A 22005-nucleotide genomic window follows, 5' to 3' on the forward strand; every position below is an offset into this window, starting at 1 on the left:
CCGCGCTTTTTAGCCAGCTTCCCCGTGAATGCAAGGGGAAAGGCGCCACCGGCATTCATATTTGCAAAAAGTTTGTGACTAACCGCCCTGCGCCTGCCGCCAGGAAGAGAATTCCGCGATGGTTTTCGAGCCGATCTGCTGCATCACCGAGGCAGGAACGCCCGCCCAGGGGTCGGCCGCCGCCGTCGGCACGCTTTCCTGCCCCTGAATGCGGTGCAGGCGGCCGCCGCCACTGTCGAGGACGTCCCAGACGTAGACCACGGTGACCTTGCCGTCGTCGCTGAAGGCGGAGAGATAGCCTTTTAGAATGTAGTCGCTGCTCGCATCGGTCGAGCTCTTGATGGAAAGGCCGTGCGCGCGGGCCTCGGCGCCAAGCTGGCGCGAAAGCGGCGTCACCGCCTGCACCGGTGCGCCGATGATCGGCAGGAAGCGCACCGTGTTGCCCCGGCCAGAGGAGGCGCGGGTGTTGAGAGCGGCGGTCTGTTGCGGCTGTTGAGCCTCGGTCGGTTGCTGCGTCGACTGTGCGGGAAGTTGTTGTCCGTTGGAAGCCGGCGGTGGCAGCGATTGCCCCTCGATCGGGGCGGAGGCGGCGGGCGAGGAGCTGCTCCGCGACAGGGCGTCTGCCTGCTCCTGCATTGTCGTCGGCGGTGCGCCGGTGCCCGCCCGATAGGCCTGCTGCGACTGATCATAGGCTGGATGGTAGGTGCGCGGCTGCGAATTTCCGGCGAAGACCCGTTGGCGGGAGCCCGCCAGATCCTCGGCCTCGCTCTGCGTCACCGGACTCGACGACGCGCGCGCGGAAGAATCGCCGATATCGACCTGCGGTGTCAGCGCATCGGTGGTATTGCAGGCGGTCAGCAGCGCCGTTACGACCAGGAGCGTGGGCACAATCGCAGCTCGCGTCATCCCTTGATCCGTCCTTCCCATCGCATCAGCCCCGTCCGAATTTATGCGGGCGGGGGCGGGCGTCTGTCAATTCCGGATTCTCAAGGGTCAAAGACCGATGAAATCGAGCGGATGGCGGGACAGCGCGCGCGGCGCATCCGCCGTCGTCAGATAGGTCTGGCCAAGCGTCATCGCGGTGCCCGTGTCGGAATCGGCGATGATCATGTGCACGAAGAGCGACATGTTCGGCTCGATCGGTTGCGGATTGCCGACATGGAACATCTGGTGCTCCATCCAGGAGGGCGAGAAGCGGGCGCCGAGCGAATAACCGCAGGCATTCAGCCGGTGGCGGGCGAGGCCGCGCTCGTCCATGATCCTGGCATGCATGTCGAAGACATCGCCGAAGGTGTAGCCGGGCTTCAGGACGGTCTCAATCGCCTCGATGGTTTCACGGCAGGCATTATAGAGCTCGCGGTGGCGTTGCATCGGCTCGCCGATGACGATCGTGCGCATCATGGCCGCATGGTAATGGGCGTAAGCGCCTGCCCATTCGAGCGTCAGCTGGTCGCTGGCGTCGAGCTTGCGGCGGCCAGCCTTGTAACGGCAAAGCAGGGCATCGGCGCCGGAGCCGATGATGAACTCGTTGGCGGGATAGTCACCGCCGCCGGAAAAGATCGCGCCCTGCATGGCGGCGAGGATATCAGCCTCGTCGGCGCCGGGTTTTGTCAGCCGGATCGCGGCATCGAGCGCATCGTCGGCGAGGATGGCGGCACGCTCGACATAGGCGACCTCAGTCGGGCTTTTGACGAGGCGCAGCCGACTGACGAGGTAGGAAGCGTCGACAATCTGGCCGAAGGTGGTCAGTTGCGCATCGAGCAGGCGGGCGACGCGGCCGGTCATGCCGTGCGTATCATATTCGACACCGATGCGGGCGCCGAGCAGGTCCATCTCGACCAGCAGGTTCTTCAGGTCGAGCGTCGGATCGGCGTTGATCCGGTCCACCCAGATATGGATGTCCTCGAGGATCGAGGTATGCCTGGCCTGGCGAAGATCGGCCGAGCGGGTGATCAGCGCCATGGTGCCGTCGCTCTTGACGATCATCGTCTGGAAGAAGCAGTAGCCGAAGGTGTCGTAGCCGGTCAGCCAGTACATGCTTTCCTGAGCGAAGAGCAGCAGGGCGTCGAGCTTCTCTTCCTTCATTTTCTCGGTGAGGCGCGCAAGCCGGCTTGCGAATTCGGCCTTTTCGAAGTGCAGTGCCATTCTGCTCACGTCTCCCTGATTGATATCGCGGAAATCTGGCGGCCGTAATCCGGCTCCTTGCGATGTGTCGTCCTGCGGTAGGAAAAGAAGCGCTCGCTGTCCGGATAGGTGCAAAGGCCGAGGTTTTCGGTCCGCACGCCGGCTTTCGTCAACCGGTCGACGGTCAGCGCCGGCAGATCGAACATGGCGTGGCTGGGCGTTGCCGAAGGCGCGAAGAAACGTTGGTAATCCGGGTTCTCGGCGATGAAGCGCTCGATGAATTCCGGGCCGACCTCATAGCTTGTCTGGCTGATCGAGGGGCCGAGGCAGGCGACAATATGCGTGCGGTCCGCCCCCAGCGCCTCCATGGCGGCGATGGTGTTTTCGAGCACGCCCGTCAGCGCGCCCTTCCAGCCGGCATGGGCAGCGCCGACGACGCGATTGTCCGGGTCGGCGAACAGGATCGGGCCGCAATCGGCGGCAAGCACGCCAAGCGCGATGCCAGGGGTGCGCGTCACCATCGCATCCGCATCGGGGCGGGCGCCGTCGTAATCGGCGTCGACCGTCACGACGTCTGGGGAATGGACCTGATGCACGGTCGCCAGCCGCTCGACCGGCAGGCTGAACCAGGCGGCGACGCGGCGGCGGTTTTCCAGGACCTTGTCGCGTTCGTCACTGGAGCCGAGGCCGACATTGAGGCCACGATAAAGCCCTTCGGAAACGCCGCCGGCCCGGGTGAAATAACCGTGGCGAATAGTGGCGCCCGCCGCTTCGTTCAGCAGCGCGCTTTCGATCGGTGCGGGAGAAGCCGCGTCCTGCATCTGTGATTCCGGGGTTTTTTAAGGGGTTTGTTATTATCCCAAGCGCATCGCACAGGCGGCGCGCTTCAAGTTCTTGTTCGCGCGGATGTTGAACCAGCCGCGGGCGCCCTGTCAATCCACCGGACGAAAGGGCATGAGGTCGACTGCGGGATGAGAGACCGCCATCACCTTGAAGAGTTCGCCCATCCGGCCTTCACCGGCTCCGGCGAGCCGTTCCACTGCCGTCTGGATGACTTGCTGGGTTTGCGGTTCGCGGTCGTGGCCGAGGGCAGCGGCACGTTCGAGGATGCCGAGGCCGCTCAGAAAATCACCCTGATGCAGGGCGCCGTTCAAATGGACGCCGACCGCAAGCGCCGTTTCGGCGAGCTGTTGAAAGTCGACATGGCTCGTCAGATCTGCTTCACCGGGATGGGCGAGCGGCGGGTCGAATTCATGCATACGCACGGCCTGCAGCGTATCGCCGAAGCCGGTTACGAGATGGCCATAGTCGATCGCGAGCGCTGTTCCGCCGAAGGCGCGCAGCCGCTCGCAGATTGCCATCATCACAGCCTGGCGGGCAGGCGAGATCTCGAAGAGCGTGCCGAGCGGCAGGTTCTGCACCAGTTCGGGGAGAAGTGCCGGATCGAGGCCGGCGACGCCGGCGGCGAAGGTCAGCGCGCCATCGGCATCAATGCCGATCATGCGCTCGCGGAAACCCGTCGGCATGCGGACGAACTGGCGGATCGGGATAGCGTCGAACAATTCGTTGGCGGCTATCAGCGTGAAGCCTGATGGCACTTCGTCGAAGCCGTCGTGCCAGGCGATTTTTTCGGCGTAGGCTTCGAGCGTCTGGCTCTGGACGTCGCGCAGGCGTTCGCTGGTTTCGACGAGATGCACGGTCATCGCGTCGAAAAGCGGCGGGGCGATGCGGGAGATGACGCGCAGCATATCGGCCATCATGGTGCCGCGACCGGGGCCGATCTCGACGAGGCGGACGCCCGTCGGGGCGCCGTGACGTTGCCAGGCATGGACGATGAAGACGCCGATCATTTCGCCGAAGATCTGGCTGACCTCGGGCGCGGTAACGAAATCACCCGAACGGCCGAAGGGCTCGCGGGTGCGATAATAGCCGTGTTCGGGATCGGCCAGGCAGAGCGAGAAATAATCGGTGACGCTGATCGGGCCGTTGGCCTGGATGATCGCCTTGATCTTTTCGCCTAGAGCGGTGGTCATGTCGCGCGTCCTGCCGTTTTCAGAGCTGCAGCGCAGCCTGGCGGCGTGCCCGCAGCATCGCCCAGAGGCCAAGCAGGATCATCGGGAACGAGAGCACCATGCCCATGGTCAGCCAGTTCGTGCCTAGGAGGTAACCGAGCTGGGCGTCAGGCTCGCGGAAAAATTCGACGAAGATGCGCGACAGCGCATAACCGCAGACGAAGACACCGGTGATGAAGCCGGGGCTTTTCAGCGCGCGCATGCCGTAAACGAGAGCGGCCAGCACCAGCAGGAGAACGATGCCTTCGAGGCCGGCTTCGTAAAGCTGGCTTGGGTGGCGGGCGAATGGACCGCCGCTCGGGAAGACAACAGCCCAGGGCACGTCGGTCAACCGGCCCCAGAGCTCGCCATTGATGAAATTGGCGATGCGGCCGAAGAAGAGGCCGAAGGGAACGACGGTGGCGACGATGTCGAACAGGCTCCAGATCGGGATAGCGTTGCGGCGGGCAAACAAGATCATGGCGATCGTCGTGCCGGTGAGGCCGCCATGGAAGGACATGCCGCCGTTCCAAATCTCGAGCGCACGGATAGGACTGCGCAGGACGGCGGGGAGATCATAGAAGAAAATATAGCCGAGACGACCGCCGAGGACGACGCCAAGTGCCGCCCAGACGATGAAATCGTCAAGCTGCGTCCTTGACATCGGCGAGACATTGCCCAGCCAGAGTCCATCATTGGCGGCGAGGCGGCGCGCATAGGCCCAGCCGAGCAGGATGCCGGCGACATAAGCAAGACCGTACCAATGAATCGCCAGCGGGCCGACCGAAAAGGCAATCGGATCGATGTCAGGGAAAGGCATGATGGCAAGGAGATTGGCTGCTGTCGGCAAGGTTTTCCCACCTGTTTGTTTGCGCGGAACATGCCGCTGCGATCCCGGACGGTCAAGTCCATTGTTCGTGATGGCCCTTTCGCAGCCGGTTCAGGCACGCTTATCCCATGCAAAGCGCTTGCATCGCGGCTGGCGAAGCCCTACCTCAATCTTCGAGGCCCCGAAGGGCTGAATTCACCTCATGCGAAGGGAAAAAACCGCCATGACGACCGGAACGAACCGCATCATGGACGAATTCGCCAAGCTGATGACCGATGCGGCTGGCGCCGCCCAGGGCGTCCGCAAGGAGATCGAGACCGCCTTTAACGCTCAGGCGGAGCGCTGGCTGAATAGCATGGATATCGTCAAGCGCGAGGAGTTCGAGGCGGTGCGCGAGATGGCGATCAAGGCGCGCAACGAGAACGAGGCGCTTACCGCCCGCATCGCGGCACTCGAGGCGAGGCTTGCCGGCGAGGGTCACTAAGGCGTCGCGATCTTTCAGATTCGCTTCCTGCGCTTTAGGTCTCTGTTTTTTCGCATGTCGTAACCGCAAAGCCGCTGAACACTTTTGCGCGACATGCTTCAAAGTCCCGACATGAAGCAGATGCGGCAGCCGCCTTCATTGCAGATGCCGCATGTGCCACAAAAAAATCAGGTGAATTTTCCGCCTGTGGACACTGCCAAAAAAGCCAATTCGCAGAGTCGCTTATTCTCCCTTCTGAATTGAGTTTCGAAGAGCTTTCCACAGTCGCCCGGTCCTATTTTCCCCTCAGGGGGCTGGCAGGGGGCAGGTGGCATTATACACTGATTTTAAATGATGATTCGAAGCGACTTGGTAAGCTCCGGGCAGGTTATCTGCGTTACGTCTGGCAGCGGTTCAACGATCATCCGAGTGGTGGTTTCCGGTATTTGCGTGTGTCTTTCTTGTGTTCATACATCAAGTTAGGTCGCATTCGTTCCGGTCAAGAAGGTGCTGCATGAACCTGATGGAATTGGAAGTTGAGCGTCAGTCGAACCCGGTCGACATGATCGAGTACGTTGCCTCCCACAACGACTGGTCGTTCGAACGGTCCGGCGAGGACGAGATCGCGATGACGGTCGAGGGGCGCTGGACGGACTATCACGTCTCCTTCTCCTGGATGGAGGAATTCGAAGCGCTGCACCTTGGCTGCGCCTTCGATATCAAAGTTCCCGACATCAGGGTCAACGAGGTGGTCAAGCTGCTCTCGGCGATCAATGGGCAGGTCCTGATGGGGCATTTCGACCTCTGGCGCCAGGAAGATGTCGTCATTTTCCGCCAATCGCTGCTGCTTGCCGGTGGCGCGGAGCCCACAAATCGCCAGGTCGAGGTGCTGCTTTCCAGCGCGCTCGACACCTGCGAAGCCTATTTCCAGGCATTCCAGTTCGTCGTATGGTCCGGCATGGAAGCGACGAAAGCGATGGAAGCCGTGCTGTTCGAAACAGTCGGCGAGGCATAAGATGCCCGCGAACCTTGTCTCCTCGACAAATCCCGTCGTCCTGATCGGCGCCGGAAATATGGGCGGGGCAATGCTCTCCGGCTGGCTGAAAAGCGGCGTTCCGGGCTCGGCCGTCATTGTCGTCGATCCCGGCCCGTCGGTGGCGATGCTGGCGACAATCAACGAGGCCGGCGCGACCCATGTGATCGCGCCTCCGGCGGATTTGAAGGCAAGCGTGCTGTTTCTCGCGGTCAAGCCGCAGGTAATGGAGACGGTGTTGCCGGCGGTTAAGAGCGCCGTCGGACCGGATACGGTCGTGGTCTCGGTCGCGGCCGGCAAGACGCTCGGTTTCCTCGAAAGGCATCTGGGCAAAGCCGCCATGGTGCGAGCTATGCCAAACACGCCGGCCATGGTCGGGCGCGGCGTTACCGGCGCCTTTGCCAATTCAGGGGTCAGCAATCAGCAGCGAGAGCGTGTTCATTCGCTTCTCAGCGTCTCGGGTCCTGTGGAATGGGTGCCTGCAGAGGTCGATATCGATGCCGTGACGGCGCTTTCGGGCAGCGGTCCTGCCTATGTGTTCTATCTCGTCGAATGTATGGCGGAAGCAGGCCGTAAACTCGGCTTGCAGGCGGACCTCGCCATGCGTCTTGCGCGGGAAACAGTCGCGGGGGCTGGTGAACTCTTGCACCAGTCCCCCGACGACGCTTCGCGGCTACGGCAAAATGTGACCTCTCCCGGCGGCACGACGGCGGCGGCACTCGCCGTGTTGATGTCCGAAAACGGCATGCAGCCTCTGTTCGACGCAGCACTGGCGGCGGCGCGCAAGCGGGCCGAAGAGCTGGCCGGCTGACGGAGACGATATGGCCGAAGAGATCACCTACGCCGATTTCGAGCGTGTCGACATCCGTGTCGGTACGATCGTCGAGGCCAGTCCCTTTCCGGAAGCGCGAAAGCCGGCATTCAAGCTGGCGATCGATTTTGGTCCCGAGATCGGCACGAAAAAATCCTCAGCGCAGATCACCGTGCATTACACGCCGGAAAGCCTGATCGGCCGGCAGGTGCTCGGCGTCGTCAATTTCCCGCCACGCCAGATCGGGCCGTTCCGCTCGGAAGTGCTGACACTGGGCTTCGAGGACGAGAGCGGCGCGATCGTGCTTGCTTCCGTCGATCGGCCGGTGCCGAACGGTAGCAAGATGATGTGACCGTGAGCTCACACCGTTTTATCGGCTTTTCGTCCGATGCGCTCGCCCGGATCTTCACCGGCTCAAATACCCTTTAGAAATGGATTGCTTCGCCGTTCGTCGCCGATGCGGCTGCCGGGGCCGTGGCCGCAGATGAAGCCGACGTCGTCGCCGAGCGGCAGCACCTTGTCGCGGATCGAATCGAGAAGCTGCTGATGATTGCCGCCCGGCAGGTCGGTGCGGCCGATCGAACCGTTGAAGAGCACGTCGCCGAGGTGGGCGAAATTCTGCGCCCGGTTGAAATAGATGACGTGGCCGGGGGCGTGGCCGGGCGTGTGGTAGACCTCGAATTCGTGGGCACCGAACGCGATCTTGTCGCCATCCTTCAGCCAGCGGTCGGGCAGGGTGTTGCGCAATCCCGATATGCCGTATTTTTCGGCCTGGGTCTCGATCCGCTGCAGCAGCGGCAAGTCGTCCTGATGCGGGCCGACAACGTCGATGCCGAGGGCTTCCTTCAACTCGGTGGCACCGCCGGCATGGTCGAGATGTCCATGCGTCAGCCAGATTTCCTTGATGACCAAACCGTTCTCCGCGATCGATTGCAGGATGAGCGGCACATCGCCGCCCGGATCGACGACGACGCCTTCCTTGGTGTCTGCATCGAAGAAGATCGTGCAGTTCTGTTGGAAGGGTGTCACCGGAATAATGCCGGCCTGGAGCATGCCCATAAATGCCTCGCTTGGTGTCTCGGATGCTCAGGGTATAGTCCGAAACCGTGCGAAGGACAGCCGGAATCTTCTGCCTTAGAGGCGCGTCTCACGGCAAAAAGACGCGCTGAAACAAGAATTTATGGATCTCCACCCTGTCGCTGGATGTCATTAAAATCGAATTTTATCCCGAAAATTCAATTGCTTGCCTGAAGCCGCCTGAGCGTAGCGCTTTGCACTGCGGAGCGCATGGGAACATCGTGGAATGCCGCGCGTTGTCAGCCCATCGAAACTAAGGAGACGCTCACATGACCTTGAAGAGAAACATTCTGCTGGCGGGCGCCGTGCTCCTGGCGACCGCTGGCCTTGCGCAGGCGGAGATGACGGCGACGACCGTCAACGATCTCAACGTCCGCGCCGGCCCCGGCCCGCAATATCCGGCAGTTGGTCTTGCCACGCGCGGCTCGACCGCGGTGCTTGATGGCTGCATCGAAGGCAGCCGCTGGTGCCGTGTCGACGTCAACGGCATGCGCGGCTGGGTCTATGCCGATTATCTACAGGTCGACCAAGGCGGCAGCCAGGTCATCGTCGAGCAGCACCGCGCCGAGATCGGCGTTCCCGTCGTGACCTACGAGTCGACCGCCAGTGTCGTCCCAGTTGATCCGCAGCCGGCGCCGGGCGACGAGTTGCTCGGCCCGGTCGGGGCTGTCGAGACTATCACTCCGCCCGAAACGGTCCGCACCTATATCGACACCAATCCCGGCCAGACGGTGCAGCTCGGCGGCGATGTCGTCGTCGGCGCCGAAGTCCCTGGCGACGTCACCTTCCAGACGATCCCGGATTATGAGTACCGTTATACGAGGATCAACGACCGGCCGGTGCTGGTCGATCCCGGTACACGCCGGATCGTCTACGTTTATCAGTGATGTAATCGGCAAAATACAACGGGGCGGTCGGCTGGCCGCCTCGTTTCCAGCCCCTTCTGCTTCATCCCTTGCCTCCCGCATGGGTTGATTTTTTCTTAACGCTTTCCTCCTGAATATGATAAAATGCTAACATGCCGAAGGTTCGGCATATAAACGGCGATCGGGGAGATCGCCAGAGGAGGAAAGTCATGGAAGCCCTACTTCCGCTCGTCACACAGTTGATTGCCGGCGCCATCGGCGGCAATGCCGCGAGCGCCGCCTTAAAGCAGAACGCGATTAACGTCGTCGCCCGTACGATCGCAGGCGCGATCGGCGGTGTCGCCGGCGGCATGCTGCTCAGCATGGTCGGTGGGGAAGCGGCTATGACCGGCCTGATCGCCGACGGCATCGGCGGCTTGATTGGCGGCGGCATTCTCTCGACGCTCGCCGGACTGGTCATGGCACGGGCGCATCGGTAAATGCCCGGCCGGCGTTCAGCTCAGCGCCGCGCCTTTTCAGCCGTGCGGCGCCGTAACGCTTTGAATTGCCGGGCGATCGCGTGAAGGATCTTATCCGGCAGCGACTGCCGCCGGATAGACTTCCTTCATGTAGTCGTTCATCAGCGTCTCGGAAATCGCCGACGGCGTGAAGCGATGCGGGCCGATCTCGGAAACTGGGGTCACCTCAGCAGCCGAGCCGGTGAGGAAACACTCGCTGAAGCCGGGGAGCTCTTCCGGCAGGATCGCGCGTTCGATGACCTCGATGCCGCGGCGTTTGGCGAGTTCAATGACGGTCTGGCGGGTGATGCCGTTCAGGAAGCAATCCGGGGTCGGCATGTGAATGACGCCATCCTTGATGAAGAAGATGTTGGCGCCTGTCGCTTCGGCGACCTGGCCGCGATAATCGAGCATCATTGCATCGGCATAGCCCTTGGCTTCGGCGGCGTGCTTGGAAATGGTGCAGATCATGTAGAGACCGGCAGCCTTGGAGGCGCAAGGCGCAGTCTTCGGATCGGGACGACGGTATTCGGCGATATCGAGGCGGATGCCCTTCAGCTTCTCGGTCGGATTGAAATAGCTGCCCCATTGCCAGATGGCGATGGCGACATTGATGCGATTGGCCTGCGCCGAAACGCCCATCATCTCACTGCCGCGCCAGGCGATCGGCCTGACATAGGCATCTTGGAAACCCTGGCGCTTCAAGAGCTCGACGGTCGCCGCGTCGAGTTCTTCGACGGAGTAGGGCACATTGAAGCCGAGGATCTCGGCGGATCTGTGCAGGCGCTGGTTATGTTCGGTGAGCTTGAACACCTGGCCGCCATAGGCGCGCTCGCCCTCGAAGACGGCGCTGGCATAATGCAGGCCGTGGGTCAGCACGTGGATCTTGGCGTCCTTCCAGGCGACAAACTCGCCGTTGAACCATATTTCGCCGTCCAGCTGGTCGAAAGGAACTGAGGCCATCCCTAGTCTCCTCCGGCGCTTCAAGCGCCATGCCTGTTGATTGTTGTCCCCATTACGTTTTATCCACAGACGCAAGGGGAAATTGCGTATTGCGTCGGAGTGCAGGACGGGCCTTGGTTTCCGGGGAAATGCCGAGGAATAAAAGTCCGTGCGGGGCTCTCCCAGAGGTCGGAAAACTAGCCGCGGCGCAAATTTATGTCAATAAAGCTGACATATCTTGGCGAAAGTTTCCCGCGGGGTGCGAAGAGAGAAAGGAATGCCGAGTGTCACGACAGACCGGCCCGAAAGCAGGCAAGCCAGAGCCGCTGGCCACGCCAATGGAAGATACTGACATCATCGATTTCGAGATTATCGAACAGTTCTTCTTCGCCTATCGCGACTTCGTTTCCGATCCTGACGCCATCCTCGAAAAGAGCGGCTTCGGCCGGGCCCATCACCGCGTCGTGCATTTCGTCAACCGCAATCCCGGCATGACGGTTGCCGATCTTCTCGATACGCTGAGGATTACCAAGCAGAGCCTTGCAAGGGTGCTGAAACAGCTGATCGATTCAGGCTATATTCGCCAGGTGGCGGGCCCCGAGGACCGGCGGCAGCGCAAGCTCTATCCAACGAAATCGGGACGAGAGCTGGCGCTTGCACTTGCCGAGCCGCAATCGCGCCGCATTGAGCGGGCATTCGATGGGGCTTCTGCGGAGGTGCGGGAGGGCGTAAGAGCTTTCCTCAGGGGAATGCGGGACAGACAGAAGGCGGATTGAATGGCGGTCAAGACAGGTATTTCAGACGATGCGGCGCATCTGCTGGTGGTCGACGACGACTCGCGCATCCGTGCGCTGCTCAATCGTTATCTCGCCGAGAACGGTTTCCGCGTCACTGTCGCCGCCGACGGCGCCGAGGCTCAGCGCAAGCTCGCGGGTCTCGATTTCGACCTGATCATCATGGATGTGATGATGCCCGGCGAATCCGGCATCGACGTCACCCGCGGGCTTCGCGCCATCAAGAACGTGCCGATCATCATGCTGACGGCGCTGGCGGAATCGGGCAACCGGATCGAAGGCCTCGAGGCGGGCGCCGACGACTATCTTTCCAAGCCCTTCGACCCGCGCGAATTGGTGCTGCGCATCAACAACATTCTGCGCCGCAATGCCGGCGGCGAGGGACCGAAGATCGAACAGGTGATGTTCGGCCCCTATACCTTCTCACTCACCCGCAAGGAGCTGAAGAAAGCCAGCGAGGTGATCCGGCTCACCGACCGCGAGCAGGAGATCATGCTGCTCTTTGCACGGCGCGCCGGTGATACGATCCCCCGCCATGAACTGATCGGCAACGACACAGAGGTCGGCGAGCGCACGATCGACGTGCAGATCAACCGGCTGCGGCGTAAGATCGAGGATGATCCGGCCAATCCCGTCTGGTTGCAGACCGTGCGCGGCATCGGATACAGGCTGAGCATCGACTAGATCTGAGGATAGAGGCCAGGACCGGCGCTAATGGTGACGATCGACAGCTTGCGGCGGGAAGACCGCACTTCTGGGCCGGGCTGGCGCTCGATTGCCCGCTGGCTGCGCCGGCGGCTGCCGACCGGGCTTTACGCGCGCTCGCTGCTGATCATCATCATTCCGATGGTGCTGTTGCAATCCGTCGTCGCCGCCGTCTTCATGGAGCGCCACTGGCAGATGGTGACGGAGCGGCTGTCGCTGGCCGTCACCCGCGACATCGCCGCGATCATCGAGATCATCGAGACCTACCCGCAGAATTCGGACTATAACGAGATCATCCGCATCGCCCGCGACCAGCTCAGCCTGCAGATCTCGATCGAGCCGGACGGCGATCTGCCGCCGCCGCGCGTCAAGCCGTTCTTCTCGATACTCGACGGCATCCTCAGCGACGAGATCACCGACGAGATCCACCGGCCTTTCTGGATCGACACGGTCGGCAACTCGAACCTCGTCGAGATCCGCATCAAGCTCGACAACAAGATCCTCAGGGTGCTGACCAAGCGCAGCCAGACCTATGCCTCGAACACACATATCTTCATCGTCTGGATGGTCGGCACCTCGCTGGTGCTGATCGGCATCTCTATCCTCTTCCTGCGCGGGCAGATCCGGCCGATCCTGACCTTGGCGCGAGCGGCCGAAAGCTTCGGCAAGGGGCAGAAGCCCGATAATTTCTATCCGCGCGGTGCCGACGAGGTCAGGCGCGCCGGCCTTGCCTTCATCCTGATGCGCGAGCGAATTGAACGGCAGATCGAGCAGCGCACCGCGATGCTCTCCGGCGTCAGCCATGATCTGCGCACCATCCTCACCCGCTTCAAACTGCAACTGGCGCTCGCCGGCGACAATCCCGACCTGCATGGGCTGAACGACGACGTCAACGATATGCAGGCCATGCTGGAGGCCTACACGGCCTTCGCACGCGGCGAAGTCGAAGAGGATGTCGGCGAGCTGAAACTCAGCGAGATCTTCGTAAAGCTGGAATCCGATTTCGCTCTGCACGGCAAGACATTCAGCTATTCCATCGAAGGCGATGACGACATATCCGTCAGGCCGAATGCTTTCATGCGTCTCGTCACCAACCTGGCCTCGAATGCCCGCCGTTATGCCGGCAGGCTCGACATCGAAGCCAAGCACAATGCCAAATGGCTGACCGTCATCTTCGACGATGACGGACCGGGTATTCCGGAAAAGAACCGCGAGGACGTTTTCAAGCCGTTCTTCCGACTGGACGCGGCGCGTAACCTCGATGCGTCGGGCACCGGCCTTGGCCTTGCGATTGCCCGCGACATCGCCCGCAGCCACGGCGGCAACGTCACCCTCGCCGACAGCCCGCTCGGCGGACTGAGGGCAACGATCCGCATCCCTGCTTAGAACGGGTTTTGGTTGTCGGCAACGGTCGGCAGCTTCACGGCTTTGCGTGCATCGAATGCATCCAGATGTTCGACGATCCAACGCCAGAGGCCAGCGACCTGCATGAGGAGGTCGCGTCCGAGCGGCGTCAACTCATATTCAACGCGCGGCGGCACTTGCGGATAGAGCGTGCGGATGATGAGGCCGTCTCTTTCGAGGGTGCGCAGCGTCTGCGTCAGCACCTTTTGGCTGATGCCCTCGACCCTTACCATAAGGCGCGAGAAGCGCAGGGGTGCGCCCGCACCGGAGAGCACGTGCAGGATGCGCAGCGGCCATTTCGACGCCGCCCGCTCGATCAGTTCGCGGGCGCGCGCATCCTGTTCATCCGTCATGCTGCTGCAGAAATTGAACATGTCGCTCGGCAAGTCAGTTACCTCAAGGTGCGTATAGATCGCCAGGGTACCTTCTTTCGATCGGATACGATAGACCATACATGAGCCGGGAACCAAAGAAGGAAAGGTTTCCGATGTCCAAGGTCTGGTTGATTACAGGGAGTTCGCGCGGTCTCGGCCGAGCGTTGGCGGAGGCGGTTTTGGCCTCCGGCGACAATCTGGTGGCGACGGCGCGCGATCCGGCCCAACTTGCCGATCTGTCCGAGCGATATGGCGGCCAGGTGCTGACGGTCGCGCTCGACGTGACCGACGAGACGGCGGCCACGGCAGCGGTCGAGGCCGGTGTGAAGCGGTTCGGACGCATCGACGTGCTTGTCAACAATGCCGGCTACGGCAATGTCTCCTCGATCGAAGATACCAGCCTTGCCGATTTCCGGGCGCAGATCGAGGCCAATCTGTTCGGCACGATCATCATGACCAAGGCGGTCATCGCCCTGATGCGCGAACAGGGGGCAGGGCATATCATCCAGTTCTCATCCGTCGGTGGCCGGATCGGACCTGCCGGGCGCGGCGCCTATTCGGCAGCGAAATTCGGTGTCGAGGGCTTTTCCGAGGTGTTGGCGAAAGAGGTCGCGCCATTCGGCATCAGGGTGACGGTGATCGAGCCCGGCGGCTTCAGGACCGATTTCGCCGGCGCCTCGACGGTGCTTGCCGAAGGGCGGCAGGACTATGCGGAGACGGTCGGCGCTACCGTGCGCTTCCAGCGTGAGTATAATGGTCGCCAGCCCGGAGATCCTGCCAAAGCGGCTGCGGTGGTCATCCATATCGCCGGCCTCGATGCAGCACCGCTCCGGCTGCTGCTCGGCAGCGATGCTGTCCGCAATGTCGAGAAAGCGGATGCCGCGCGTATCGACGCTGATCGGGAATGGCGCGCGGTCAGCGTCTCGACCGATTTCGAACCCGATGCCGATATGCTTTGAGAAAAATCCGCTGACGGATCACAAAAGAAAGTGCCGCTCGAAAGCGGCGCCTGGCATCAGCGATGATAATGCATGTCGCCCGGAAGTGTGCAGCGGTTCCGGGATAGCATGCACAATAGCAAAAGAGCGTCGCGTGAATTTAGTTTGAAGCGACGCGCTTTAGAGAGATCAGCCGGCGGTACAGAAATGGCTGCGGCCGTCATTGCCGATATAGGTGCCGCTACGCGAATCGAAAGAGCGGTAGCGGTAAGAGCAGTAACGCTCCCACTGCGGCGACCAGGGCTCCACCGACGTGCGGACCGGTGCATAGTATCGCGGCTGCTCGACATATTGCGGCTGCTCGACATAGACGCGACGCGGGGCGCGATAGACCGGAGCGGGCTCGTAATAATCCGGCTCGTAAGCCGGGTCGATGTAGCGGCGCTCTTCGTATGCAGGACCGTTATTGGTATTGGCGATGGCCGAACCGACGATCAGGCCGGTCGCGAGACCAAGGGCGCCGCCGACGAGCGCATCGTTGCCGTTGTGATGGTGCCAATGACGGTCGCCGGCCGATGCATCGCCAATGGCGGAGAGGGTAAGCGCAGCAGCCGTTGCCGTCAGCATAAGAGTTTTTACGAGCCTGTTCATCAGCGTAGGTCCTAATCGCGGGAACCGAACGCCGGTTCCTTTCTCGATGGTGGCAGTCCTATAGATTGGTGGCTGAACGAAGGCTGAACGACAAAACCCGGCATCGCTGCCGGGCATCAACTCGAATTCGACAGCCTTGTTAAGAGGTTCAGCCCGCAATCTGCAGATTGACGGCCTTGGGGCCCTTGCCGCGGCGATCCGGCTCCGTGTCGAAGCTTACCTTCTGGTTTTCCGTCAGACCGGCCAGCCCGGAGGCTTGAACGGCAGAAATGTGAACGAAGATATCGGCGCCGCCCCGGTCCGGCTTGATGAAGCCGAAGCCTTTGTCGGTATTGAAGAATTTTACAGTGCCAGTCTCTGCCATGCGTCAGGTCCCTTTTCTCTCTGCCCGCCATCCACACGGGCAGCATCATAGCATTGCCTCCTTGCGGGAGGTGTAGGCAGGCAATTCTTGAAATGTGAGAAAAAGGTCCCCTCTACCTCGGCCTGTTCCAGGCAGGACTTCGCCCGCCATCTTCGGAACCGGCTGACCGGAATATTAGCGTTCCCGGCGCGCAAATACTTAAGGACTTCCCATGCTCGCAAAATGCCCGAACGCGCTGAGAATGCTGCGGTTAAAGGATTTTGGCAAGCAAAAGTTTTTAGCGTGCCGTGCGGCGCGCACCCCTGCGAATATCCAATTTGCGCAAAAACGCAAAATTTTCTTCGAAGATAGAGGAATGATTAACGTTTTATATCGTCTGCAATATAAGTTCGGAGCAGATTTTCCCAATAATGCAACGTGAACGCGTCTTTACGCATCCGATAAATTTTTTCTCAACGCGTGACTCACCCGCATTTGGACGCGTGTTCAGGTGACTGGCAGGCGTCGCCGGGCAAATCCAGGCACGAGTTCGACCACAAGCATAGCGATAAACATCAGCGCGCAACCTGCATAGCCGGTCACTGGCATCGTCTCGCCCAGCAGCAGGGCTGCGAGCGAGGCGCCGAAGAGCGCTTCGGCGGAGAGGAAGATCGCTGCCTGCGAGGGTGTGGTGTAACGCTGGGCGATCACCTGCAGCACGAAGGCCAGGCCCGAGGAGAAGATGCCGACATAGACGATCTCAGGTGCCGCGGCCCGTATCGCAGAGAGGCTGATCGGTTCGACGATTGCGGCAATGACAAGCGCGCAGATTGCGGTGACGGCGAATTGCGTGGCCGAGAGGGCGAGCGGCCGTCCGGTCGCAGAAACAGTCGTGCCGGCAAGGGTGATCTGGATTGCCCAGAAGCCGGCGCAGACCATTATCAGGAGGTCGCCTGATGTAAGGGCCGAGAGGTGACCGCCTGACAAGAGATAGATGCCGGTGACAGCCATCAGCCCCCCCGGCCAGATGATCCAATGCGGGGCACGACGCAGGAAGAACACGGCGATCAGCGGCACGAAGACAACATAGAGGCCGGTGATGAAGCTCGAATTCGTCACAGTCGTCGTCTGGAGCCCGACCTGCTGCGTGGCTGCGCCGCCGAAAAGCGCAAGGCCGGTCAGAATATAGAGTTTCGCATGGCGTGCGCTGGTCTTCACCTTGGAGTTGAGCGCTTCGAAAACGACGAAAGGCAGCACGGCCAGCGTCGCGACGGTGAAACGCAGGGCAATGAACCAGAAGGGGCCGATCGCCTTCATCGCCGTCGATTGCGCGACGAAGCCGCCACCCCAGATGGCGGCTGCAAGCAACAGCAGAAGGTTCGCCTGAGCGCGCGTCATGTCGTCCTCGATGGGGAAGGGATGTGCCCCAGCGGTTAGCAGTTGCGTTTCCTTTCGGCAAGGGTGCAGACTATGTTGCCGGTTGGCGGAGGTGACAGCATGCAACGCGACGAAGGCCGGCTGGCCGGCGAAATGGCGGCGATGCCCGGGACGGCAGGCTATTCTGGCACGCCGCTCGCCAAGAAGCTCGGCCTCGCGCGCGGCCAGGCGGCTGCTCTTCTCGGCGTTCCCGAAACGATTGGCGAGATCTATGGCTTCGACGGCTTTGCCTCGGTCGCCCTTGCGCTTCCCGAAACGCCTCGGCGGGCGTTTGACTATATGCACCTGTTTACGACCGAGCGAGCGACGTTGGAGGCTTTCGCGTCCGCGCTTTTTCGTGTTCTGAGACCGGATGGCATCCTCTGGATCTCCTGGCCGAAGAAGAGTTCGCGGGTGCCGACGGACGTCACCGAGGATGTGCTACGAGAGATCCTCCTTCCGACCGGCCTTGTTGACGTCAAGGTCTGCGCCGTCGATGAGGTCTGGTCCGGACTGAAATTTGTTATCCGCAAGGAGTTACGTGGCGCGTTGTGATCTTTCAGCCGTTATTGGCCTCAGCGCGCGAAACCCTGAGCAGCGATCCGCTGTCCTCGTCCGTCACCATCAGCAGCGCGCCGTCGGGTGCGACGACGACATCGCGGATCCGGCCGTATTCACCCTCGAACAGGCGCTCTTCGGCGACGAAGGCGCCGCTTTCGTCGCGCTGCATGCGCGAAAGCAGCTGAAACTTCAGCGCCGCGACGAGGAAATTGCCGTCCCATTCCGGGAACATGGCGCCGCGGTAGACCGTGAGCGCACCAGGGGCAATCGACGGATCCCAGTAATGCAGCGGCTGTTCCAGCCCTTCCCTCGCGGTGCCTTCGCCGATTTCCGCACCCGAATAGTCGCGGCCATAGGTGATGATCGGCCAGCCGTAATTCTTGCCTGCCTCAGGCTGGTTGATTTCGTCACCGCCGCGCGCGCCGTGTTCGACGGTGTAGAGCTTGCCGTCCTTGGTATCGAAGGTGATACCCTGCGGGTTGCGGTGGCCCTTCGACCAGATTTCCGGCAGCGCCTTGCCGCCGTCCTTGAATGGGTTGTCGGCCGGGATGCTGCCATCGGCATTGATGTGGATGATCGAGCCGGCATCATCCTGCCAGTCCTGCGAGCGGTCGCGGTCGCCACGGTCGCCGACGCTGATGAACAGCGAACCATCACGGGCTATGGCGATGCGCGAGCCGTACTGGATATTGCCGGAGGTGAGGCGCCGCATGGTGAAAACAGGCGTTACGGCGCCCAGTCTCTTCTCGTCAGCGGAAAGCGTGGCGCTGAAGGCTTCAGTGCCAGAGCCCTGTGCATTGGCGATGGCGGCGGTGAAATAGATCCTTCTAGATGTCGCAAAGTCCGGGGCGAGCGCCACGTCCATCAGGCCGCCCTGGCCACGGGCGCTGACCTTGGGCACGCCGCCGATCGGGTCGGAGATATTGCCATCGCGGATGATGCGCATGCGGCCGGGCCGCTCGGTGACGAGATAGGCGCCATCGGGCAACACCTCGACTGCCCAAGGATGCTCGAGGCCCTTGGCGAGATTGTCGACACGAACGGCGGGACCCTGCGTATTGACGGTATCGGCCGCATCGGCGGACACGGCGCCGAACAGGAACAGCGCTGCTGCGAAATGGAAGGCGGATATTCTCTTCATCTTGCTTCCCCGGTCATCTCTCCCGTCCGAACGTGGAGCGGGCAGGGGAGAGCTTCAACCCTCATTCGACCTGCAATAACGGCTTTGTGTTTACCGGTTGAACGGAGCCGGTCGCCCGGCCGTCGATCAGTTCGGCCTTCGCCTTCAGCAGGAAACCGTCGCCGATCAGCGCCAGGCCGTAAACGGCAAGACCGGCAATAGCAAAGACGATCGCCCGTTCGGTCGAGGAAAGACGCCAGAGGAAAAAACCTTTCCTTTGCCGCGTCTTCGGCATGTCGTGGGTCGTGGCTAGGGCAAGTTCCAGATAGGTCGGAAGCGGCTCGAATTCACTCGCTCCCTCATTCTCAACTGTAGCGGGCCTATCGACCATCGCGCTTGGCTCCGATCATGACGATGTCCTTGAGGCGACGACGCCAGACTGCCAGCCCGCTTGCCGCCGTCAGCGCCAGGAACAGCATGGTGAGCCCATGCGTAATCTGCTCGTCGGCGCGCATCGCCGCCTGCGGCAGGTTCACGGTCGAGAACTTCTGCGCGATCATGGTGGTGGCCCTGGCGATCGGCTCGGAGACATCGATTGCGACGTCGGCCTTCAGCCATGGCGCTTCGACATAGAAGCCCGGCTCCTTCGACGGAAAGAGCAGCGAACCGCTGTTGACGTCGTTCGGTCGGACAAGTGCTGCAAGTTGGCTGGATGTCTGCTGCGTCTCGGCGGCGCGCGCGGCGGAGGCAATACCCAATGTTGCGGCTACGCAGGCAACAAAGGCGGTGACGACGACAAGAAATGAAACGGAGATCCGGCGCATGCGCCCGATGGCAAACTCATCTTCCAGAACCATTGGCGACCCTCAATAACCAATTTCGCAGACCGGAATGATGCGGCTTCGATCTCGGCGCGCTCGCGACCGAATTGCGGCGGTGTGCGGCATTTGTTGCGGCTTATTGGTGGCGATGACGAAAACCGACGATCTCTTTGTTTTCAAAAGACATCGGCGACGAAAACGCGATTCGGGGATCAGGTCGCCTGGCCCCGCCTTGCCGGCCTTCGCAGGCGGAGTGCCGCTGAACCGTCCGAGACGCTATTTCTATCCAAGACCCATGGCCCAGACGGTCACGGCTCTCATGGACGGGTGATCCTATAAACCAGCAAATCGTCCGAATCGACAAGCTTGGTTGCGGTCTTGTCCAGATAGTCGATGACCCCATCATGATGCTCGACGAACCGCCGGTCCTGCTTGTCGACGGCATTCTTGGCCGCGCCGAACAGATCGGCGCCCTGCGCGCGCAGTTCCTCGAGCTGCGCGATCGCGGTGGCGTCATCCGCGACGAATTTCGACCATTCGACATCGCCTCCGCCAGGCGGAAACACCCAGCCGCGCGCCCCGCTGTAGTAGACTGCGACGGGATCGCCGACCTCGGGCGCGATGGCGACTACGAGGTCGCCCGGTTGCGCCAACCGCGCCAGTTCCTCGCCAAGCAGCTTGCCCTTCATGGCGATTGGCTTCTTCATCGTCCTGACAAGGGGCAAGGTCGACCAGGCAAGCGCGACGGCCACGATGCAGATCGAGCGAAACACCACCGCCGGCGTTGGAACGGTTCTGGAGGCAAGCGTTGCCAGAAGAAGCGCGCCGTGGCCGCAGAACATCGCGACCGGCACATGGAAGATGTGGAAGTTCCACACATCGCTGGTGATCTCGCCCGCCGCCGCCAGATAGAGGATCATGGCCGCAGCCAGCGACACATAGGGAATGGCCGAAAGGGTGCGTTGCTTCGGGTCTTCGGCGGGCCTGGGTGGCATCCACAAGCCGACCGCGAGCAGCACCATGAACGGATAGCCGTAGAACCACAAGACCGAGGTGATCCATAAGGATTGGAAGTAGAACCTGTCCCTGACGTATGTCCAGAAGCCGTAATCCCAGATATAACCGCCACTGCCGGCGAAATGAAACGGCGGATAGCTGCGGCCGAGATAAATCGCCCAGCTGAAATAGGCGCCGACGACGGCCAGGCTCAAAAGCCCAGACAGGAAGACCCAGGTCGCCTGCTTTCGCTTCTTCTCCAGAATCCAGCAGACCATCAGATAGAAGATGACGGCGCCGGCGGCGAGGCCTGGTGGCTTTGACAGCGCGCCGAGCGAGAAGCTGACCGTGGCGAGTGGCAAGAATCAGCCGCTGCCGCCGGCCCAGAATTTGGCGAATAGCCAGATGCCAACGGTCACCAAGGCCAGCATCGCGGGATCGGGAAGAAACGAGCTGTCGATCATGATCGCCGCCGGCATCAGCGCTTAGGCAAGTGCCGCCGCGTGGGCGTGCATCTCGTCCCAGCATAGCGCCGTTAGTCTGTGCAGCGAAAACACCGTCACCAGACCGAAGAAGGCCGCAACCATGCGGCCGAACCAGTCGTGCCAGCCGAAGAGTTGATAGAGCAAGGCTGTGAGATAGCTGACGATCTGGAACTCGCGGCCCTGATAGCTTGGCCCGGGCCCGGTCCAACTGACCTCCGGAAAGAAGATGTTCCAGCTGCGGTGCTGGAAATTGTCGGCCATCATGGCGGTGCTTATCTCGCGCCAGCTGAAGCCGTCGACCAGCGGCAAGGTGATCTTGTGGAACCTGAAGACGATCGCAATAAACAGGATCCCCAGCAAGATCGCCGTGTTGAGGCTCAGATAGTTGCGAAAAGCCATGTCCCGGTCGGTCATCTGCTGCGGGTAGTACTGACCTTCGGCCTGGTTCATTTCCGGGTCGTCGGTCATCTGAAACCGCGTCCCTTCCGACGCCCGGCACGGCGCGATACGCGCCGGCATCGGATCGAGAGGAAGATTGGGTTGAGCGGGATCTCGCCGACGGCGCGGTCGGCTGCGGGGCGGCTCGTAGCCATCACCGAGCAGCGGTTTGGAAGGCTTGCGGGGCGGCTTTGTCATGACGGCAGTTCATCAGCAATGCCTTAAAAAGCAATTCGCCCAGATTGATTATTGACTCCATTCCTCAG

Annotated in this window: 24 protein-coding genes and 3 pseudogenes; 12 read left to right on the forward strand and 15 right to left on the reverse strand. The window is 61.5% G+C overall.

Going from position 1 to position 22005, the window contains the following annotated elements:
• Positions 1-78: 78 nt before the first annotated feature.
• From HJB89_RS23055 to lgt, 5 genes are all read right to left on the reverse strand, one after another.
• A complete protein-coding gene (locus tag HJB89_RS23055) occupies positions 79-906 on the reverse strand; it encodes a hypothetical protein (RefSeq protein ID WP_221150565.1) in 828 nt (275 codons plus the stop codon).
• Positions 907-993: 87 nt separating this feature from the next.
• Positions 994-2145 (reverse strand): Xaa-Pro peptidase family protein, encoded by a 1152-nt coding sequence (locus tag HJB89_RS23060; RefSeq protein ID WP_207581278.1) that lies wholly within the window; start codon positions 2143-2145, stop codon positions 994-996.
• A 5-nt stretch (positions 2146-2150) separates the two neighbouring features.
• Entirely contained in the window at positions 2151-2945 is a 795-nt protein-coding gene (pgeF, locus tag HJB89_RS23065) for a peptidoglycan editing factor PgeF (protein WP_207581277.1), read from the reverse strand.
• A 111-nt stretch (positions 2946-3056) separates the two neighbouring features.
• On the reverse strand, positions 3057-4157 hold the full coding sequence (locus HJB89_RS23070; protein ID WP_221150566.1) for a class I SAM-dependent methyltransferase: 1101 nt from the start codon (positions 4155-4157) through the stop codon (positions 3057-3059).
• 19 nt (positions 4158-4176) lie between these two features.
• Positions 4177-5025: a prolipoprotein diacylglyceryl transferase gene (lgt, locus tag HJB89_RS23075; protein WP_207581275.1), complete on the reverse strand. Its 849-nt coding sequence runs from the start codon at positions 5023-5025 to the stop codon at positions 4177-4179.
• 202 nt (positions 5026-5227) lie between these two features.
• On the opposite strand from lgt, the gene HJB89_RS23080 reads away from it, so the two are divergent.
• From HJB89_RS23080 to HJB89_RS23095, 4 genes are all read left to right on the forward strand, one after another.
• Positions 5228-5488, forward strand: coding sequence for an accessory factor UbiK family protein (locus tag HJB89_RS23080; protein WP_221142086.1), 261 nt, complete (start codon positions 5228-5230; stop codon positions 5486-5488).
• Between the two features lie 493 nt (positions 5489-5981).
• Positions 5982-6482, forward strand: coding sequence for a YbjN domain-containing protein (locus HJB89_RS23085; RefSeq protein ID WP_207581273.1), 501 nt, complete (start codon positions 5982-5984; stop codon positions 6480-6482).
• Position 6483: 1 nt separating this feature from the next.
• Positions 6484-7311 carry a pyrroline-5-carboxylate reductase gene (gene proC, locus HJB89_RS23090; RefSeq protein WP_221150567.1) on the forward strand — a complete coding sequence of 276 codons (828 nt, stop codon included), beginning with the start codon at positions 6484-6486 and terminating at the stop codon, positions 7309-7311.
• A 10-nt stretch (positions 7312-7321) separates the two neighbouring features.
• On the forward strand, positions 7322-7663 hold the full coding sequence (locus HJB89_RS23095) for a tRNA-binding protein (protein WP_221150568.1): 342 nt from the start codon (positions 7322-7324) through the stop codon (positions 7661-7663).
• Positions 7664-7725: 62 nt separating this feature from the next.
• Here the strand turns inward: HJB89_RS23095 and HJB89_RS23100 are convergent, their stop codons facing one another.
• Entirely contained in the window at positions 7726-8370 is a 645-nt protein-coding gene (locus tag HJB89_RS23100; RefSeq protein WP_221150569.1) for an MBL fold metallo-hydrolase, read from the reverse strand.
• Positions 8371-8657: 287 nt separating this feature from the next.
• Here HJB89_RS23100 and HJB89_RS23105 point away from each other — a divergent pair, with 287 nt between their 5' ends.
• Both HJB89_RS23105 and HJB89_RS23110 read left to right on the forward strand, forming a co-directional pair.
• A complete protein-coding gene (locus tag HJB89_RS23105) occupies positions 8658-9275 on the forward strand; it encodes a DUF1236 domain-containing protein (RefSeq protein WP_221150570.1) in 618 nt (205 codons plus the stop codon).
• Between the two features lie 188 nt (positions 9276-9463).
• Entirely contained in the window at positions 9464-9733 is a 270-nt protein-coding gene (locus tag HJB89_RS23110) for a hypothetical protein (protein WP_207581268.1), read from the forward strand.
• 90 nt (positions 9734-9823) lie between these two features.
• On the opposite strand, the gene HJB89_RS23115 is transcribed toward HJB89_RS23110, so the two are convergent.
• A complete protein-coding gene (locus HJB89_RS23115) occupies positions 9824-10714 on the reverse strand; it encodes a branched-chain amino acid aminotransferase (RefSeq protein WP_221150571.1) in 891 nt (296 codons plus the stop codon).
• A 263-nt stretch (positions 10715-10977) separates the two neighbouring features.
• On the opposite strand from HJB89_RS23115, the gene HJB89_RS23120 reads away from it, so the two are divergent.
• From HJB89_RS23120 to HJB89_RS23130, 3 genes are read left to right on the forward strand one after another with little or no spacing between them, the layout of a single operon-like run.
• Positions 10978-11469 (forward strand): MarR family winged helix-turn-helix transcriptional regulator, encoded by a 492-nt coding sequence (locus HJB89_RS23120; RefSeq protein ID WP_221150572.1) that lies wholly within the window; start codon positions 10978-10980, stop codon positions 11467-11469.
• Positions 11470-12171 (forward strand): response regulator, encoded by a 702-nt coding sequence (locus tag HJB89_RS23125; RefSeq protein ID WP_003581129.1) that lies wholly within the window; start codon positions 11470-11472, stop codon positions 12169-12171. It abuts the gene before it with no gap.
• Positions 12172-12201: 30 nt separating this feature from the next.
• On the forward strand, positions 12202-13578 hold the full coding sequence (locus HJB89_RS23130; protein WP_207581265.1) for an ATP-binding protein: 1377 nt from the start codon (positions 12202-12204) through the stop codon (positions 13576-13578).
• Here the strand turns inward: HJB89_RS23130 and HJB89_RS23135 are convergent.
• Entirely contained in the window at positions 13575-14048 is a 474-nt protein-coding gene (locus tag HJB89_RS23135) for a helix-turn-helix domain-containing protein (RefSeq protein WP_221150573.1), read from the reverse strand. The genes HJB89_RS23130 and HJB89_RS23135 overlap by 4 nt on opposite strands.
• Positions 14049-14083: 35 nt before the next feature.
• Here HJB89_RS23135 and HJB89_RS23140 point away from each other — a divergent pair, with 35 nt between their 5' ends.
• Positions 14084-14929, forward strand: coding sequence for an oxidoreductase (locus HJB89_RS23140; protein ID WP_207581263.1), 846 nt, complete (start codon positions 14084-14086; stop codon positions 14927-14929).
• 168 nt (positions 14930-15097) lie between these two features.
• On the opposite strand, the gene HJB89_RS23145 is transcribed toward HJB89_RS23140, so the two are convergent.
• Positions 15098-15559, reverse strand: coding sequence for a BA14K family protein (locus HJB89_RS23145; RefSeq protein WP_207581262.1), 462 nt, complete (start codon positions 15557-15559; stop codon positions 15098-15100).
• A 148-nt stretch (positions 15560-15707) separates the two neighbouring features.
• Complete coding sequence (locus tag HJB89_RS23150) at positions 15708-15923, reverse strand: cold-shock protein (protein WP_003561293.1); 216 nt, start codon at positions 15921-15923, stop codon at positions 15708-15710.
• Between the two features lie 211 nt (positions 15924-16134).
• On the opposite strand from HJB89_RS23150, the gene HJB89_RS23155 reads away from it, so the two are divergent.
• Positions 16135-16344, forward strand: a complete 210-nt coding sequence (locus tag HJB89_RS23155; protein WP_207581261.1) for a hypothetical protein — start codon at positions 16135-16137, stop codon at positions 16342-16344.
• A gap of 65 nt (positions 16345-16409) precedes the next feature.
• Here the strand turns inward: HJB89_RS23155 and HJB89_RS23160 are convergent, their stop codons facing one another.
• Complete coding sequence (locus tag HJB89_RS23160) at positions 16410-17300, reverse strand: DMT family transporter (RefSeq protein ID WP_221142079.1); 891 nt, start codon at positions 17298-17300, stop codon at positions 16410-16412.
• A gap of 99 nt (positions 17301-17399) precedes the next feature.
• Here HJB89_RS23160 and HJB89_RS23165 point away from each other — a divergent pair, with 99 nt between their 5' ends.
• Positions 17400-17873: a DUF3052 domain-containing protein gene (locus HJB89_RS23165; RefSeq protein ID WP_207581259.1), complete on the forward strand. Its 474-nt coding sequence runs from the start codon at positions 17400-17402 to the stop codon at positions 17871-17873.
• Between the two features lie 4 nt (positions 17874-17877).
• On the opposite strand, the gene HJB89_RS23170 is transcribed toward HJB89_RS23165, so the two are convergent.
• The 4 genes and pseudogenes from HJB89_RS23170 to HJB89_RS23185 form a co-directional block, all read right to left on the reverse strand.
• Positions 17878-19020: a PQQ-dependent sugar dehydrogenase gene (locus HJB89_RS23170; RefSeq protein WP_221142077.1), complete on the reverse strand. Its 1143-nt coding sequence runs from the start codon at positions 19018-19020 to the stop codon at positions 17878-17880.
• 127 nt (positions 19021-19147) lie between these two features.
• Positions 19148-19390: pseudogene (locus tag HJB89_RS23175) on the reverse strand (class GN sortase); the annotation flags it as partial.
• Positions 19391-19541: 151 nt separating this feature from the next.
• Positions 19542-19856 (reverse strand): annotated as a pseudogene (locus HJB89_RS23180) (marine proteobacterial sortase target protein); the annotation flags it as partial.
• A gap of 281 nt (positions 19857-20137) precedes the next feature.
• A pseudogene (locus tag HJB89_RS23185) lies at positions 20138-21769 on the reverse strand (ArnT family glycosyltransferase).
• Positions 21770-22005 lie beyond the last annotated feature (236 nt).

Origin of the sequence: Rhizobium sp. NZLR8, from assembly GCF_019685025.1 — a bacterium.
Classification (GTDB): Bacteria; Pseudomonadota; Alphaproteobacteria; order Rhizobiales; family Rhizobiaceae; genus Rhizobium.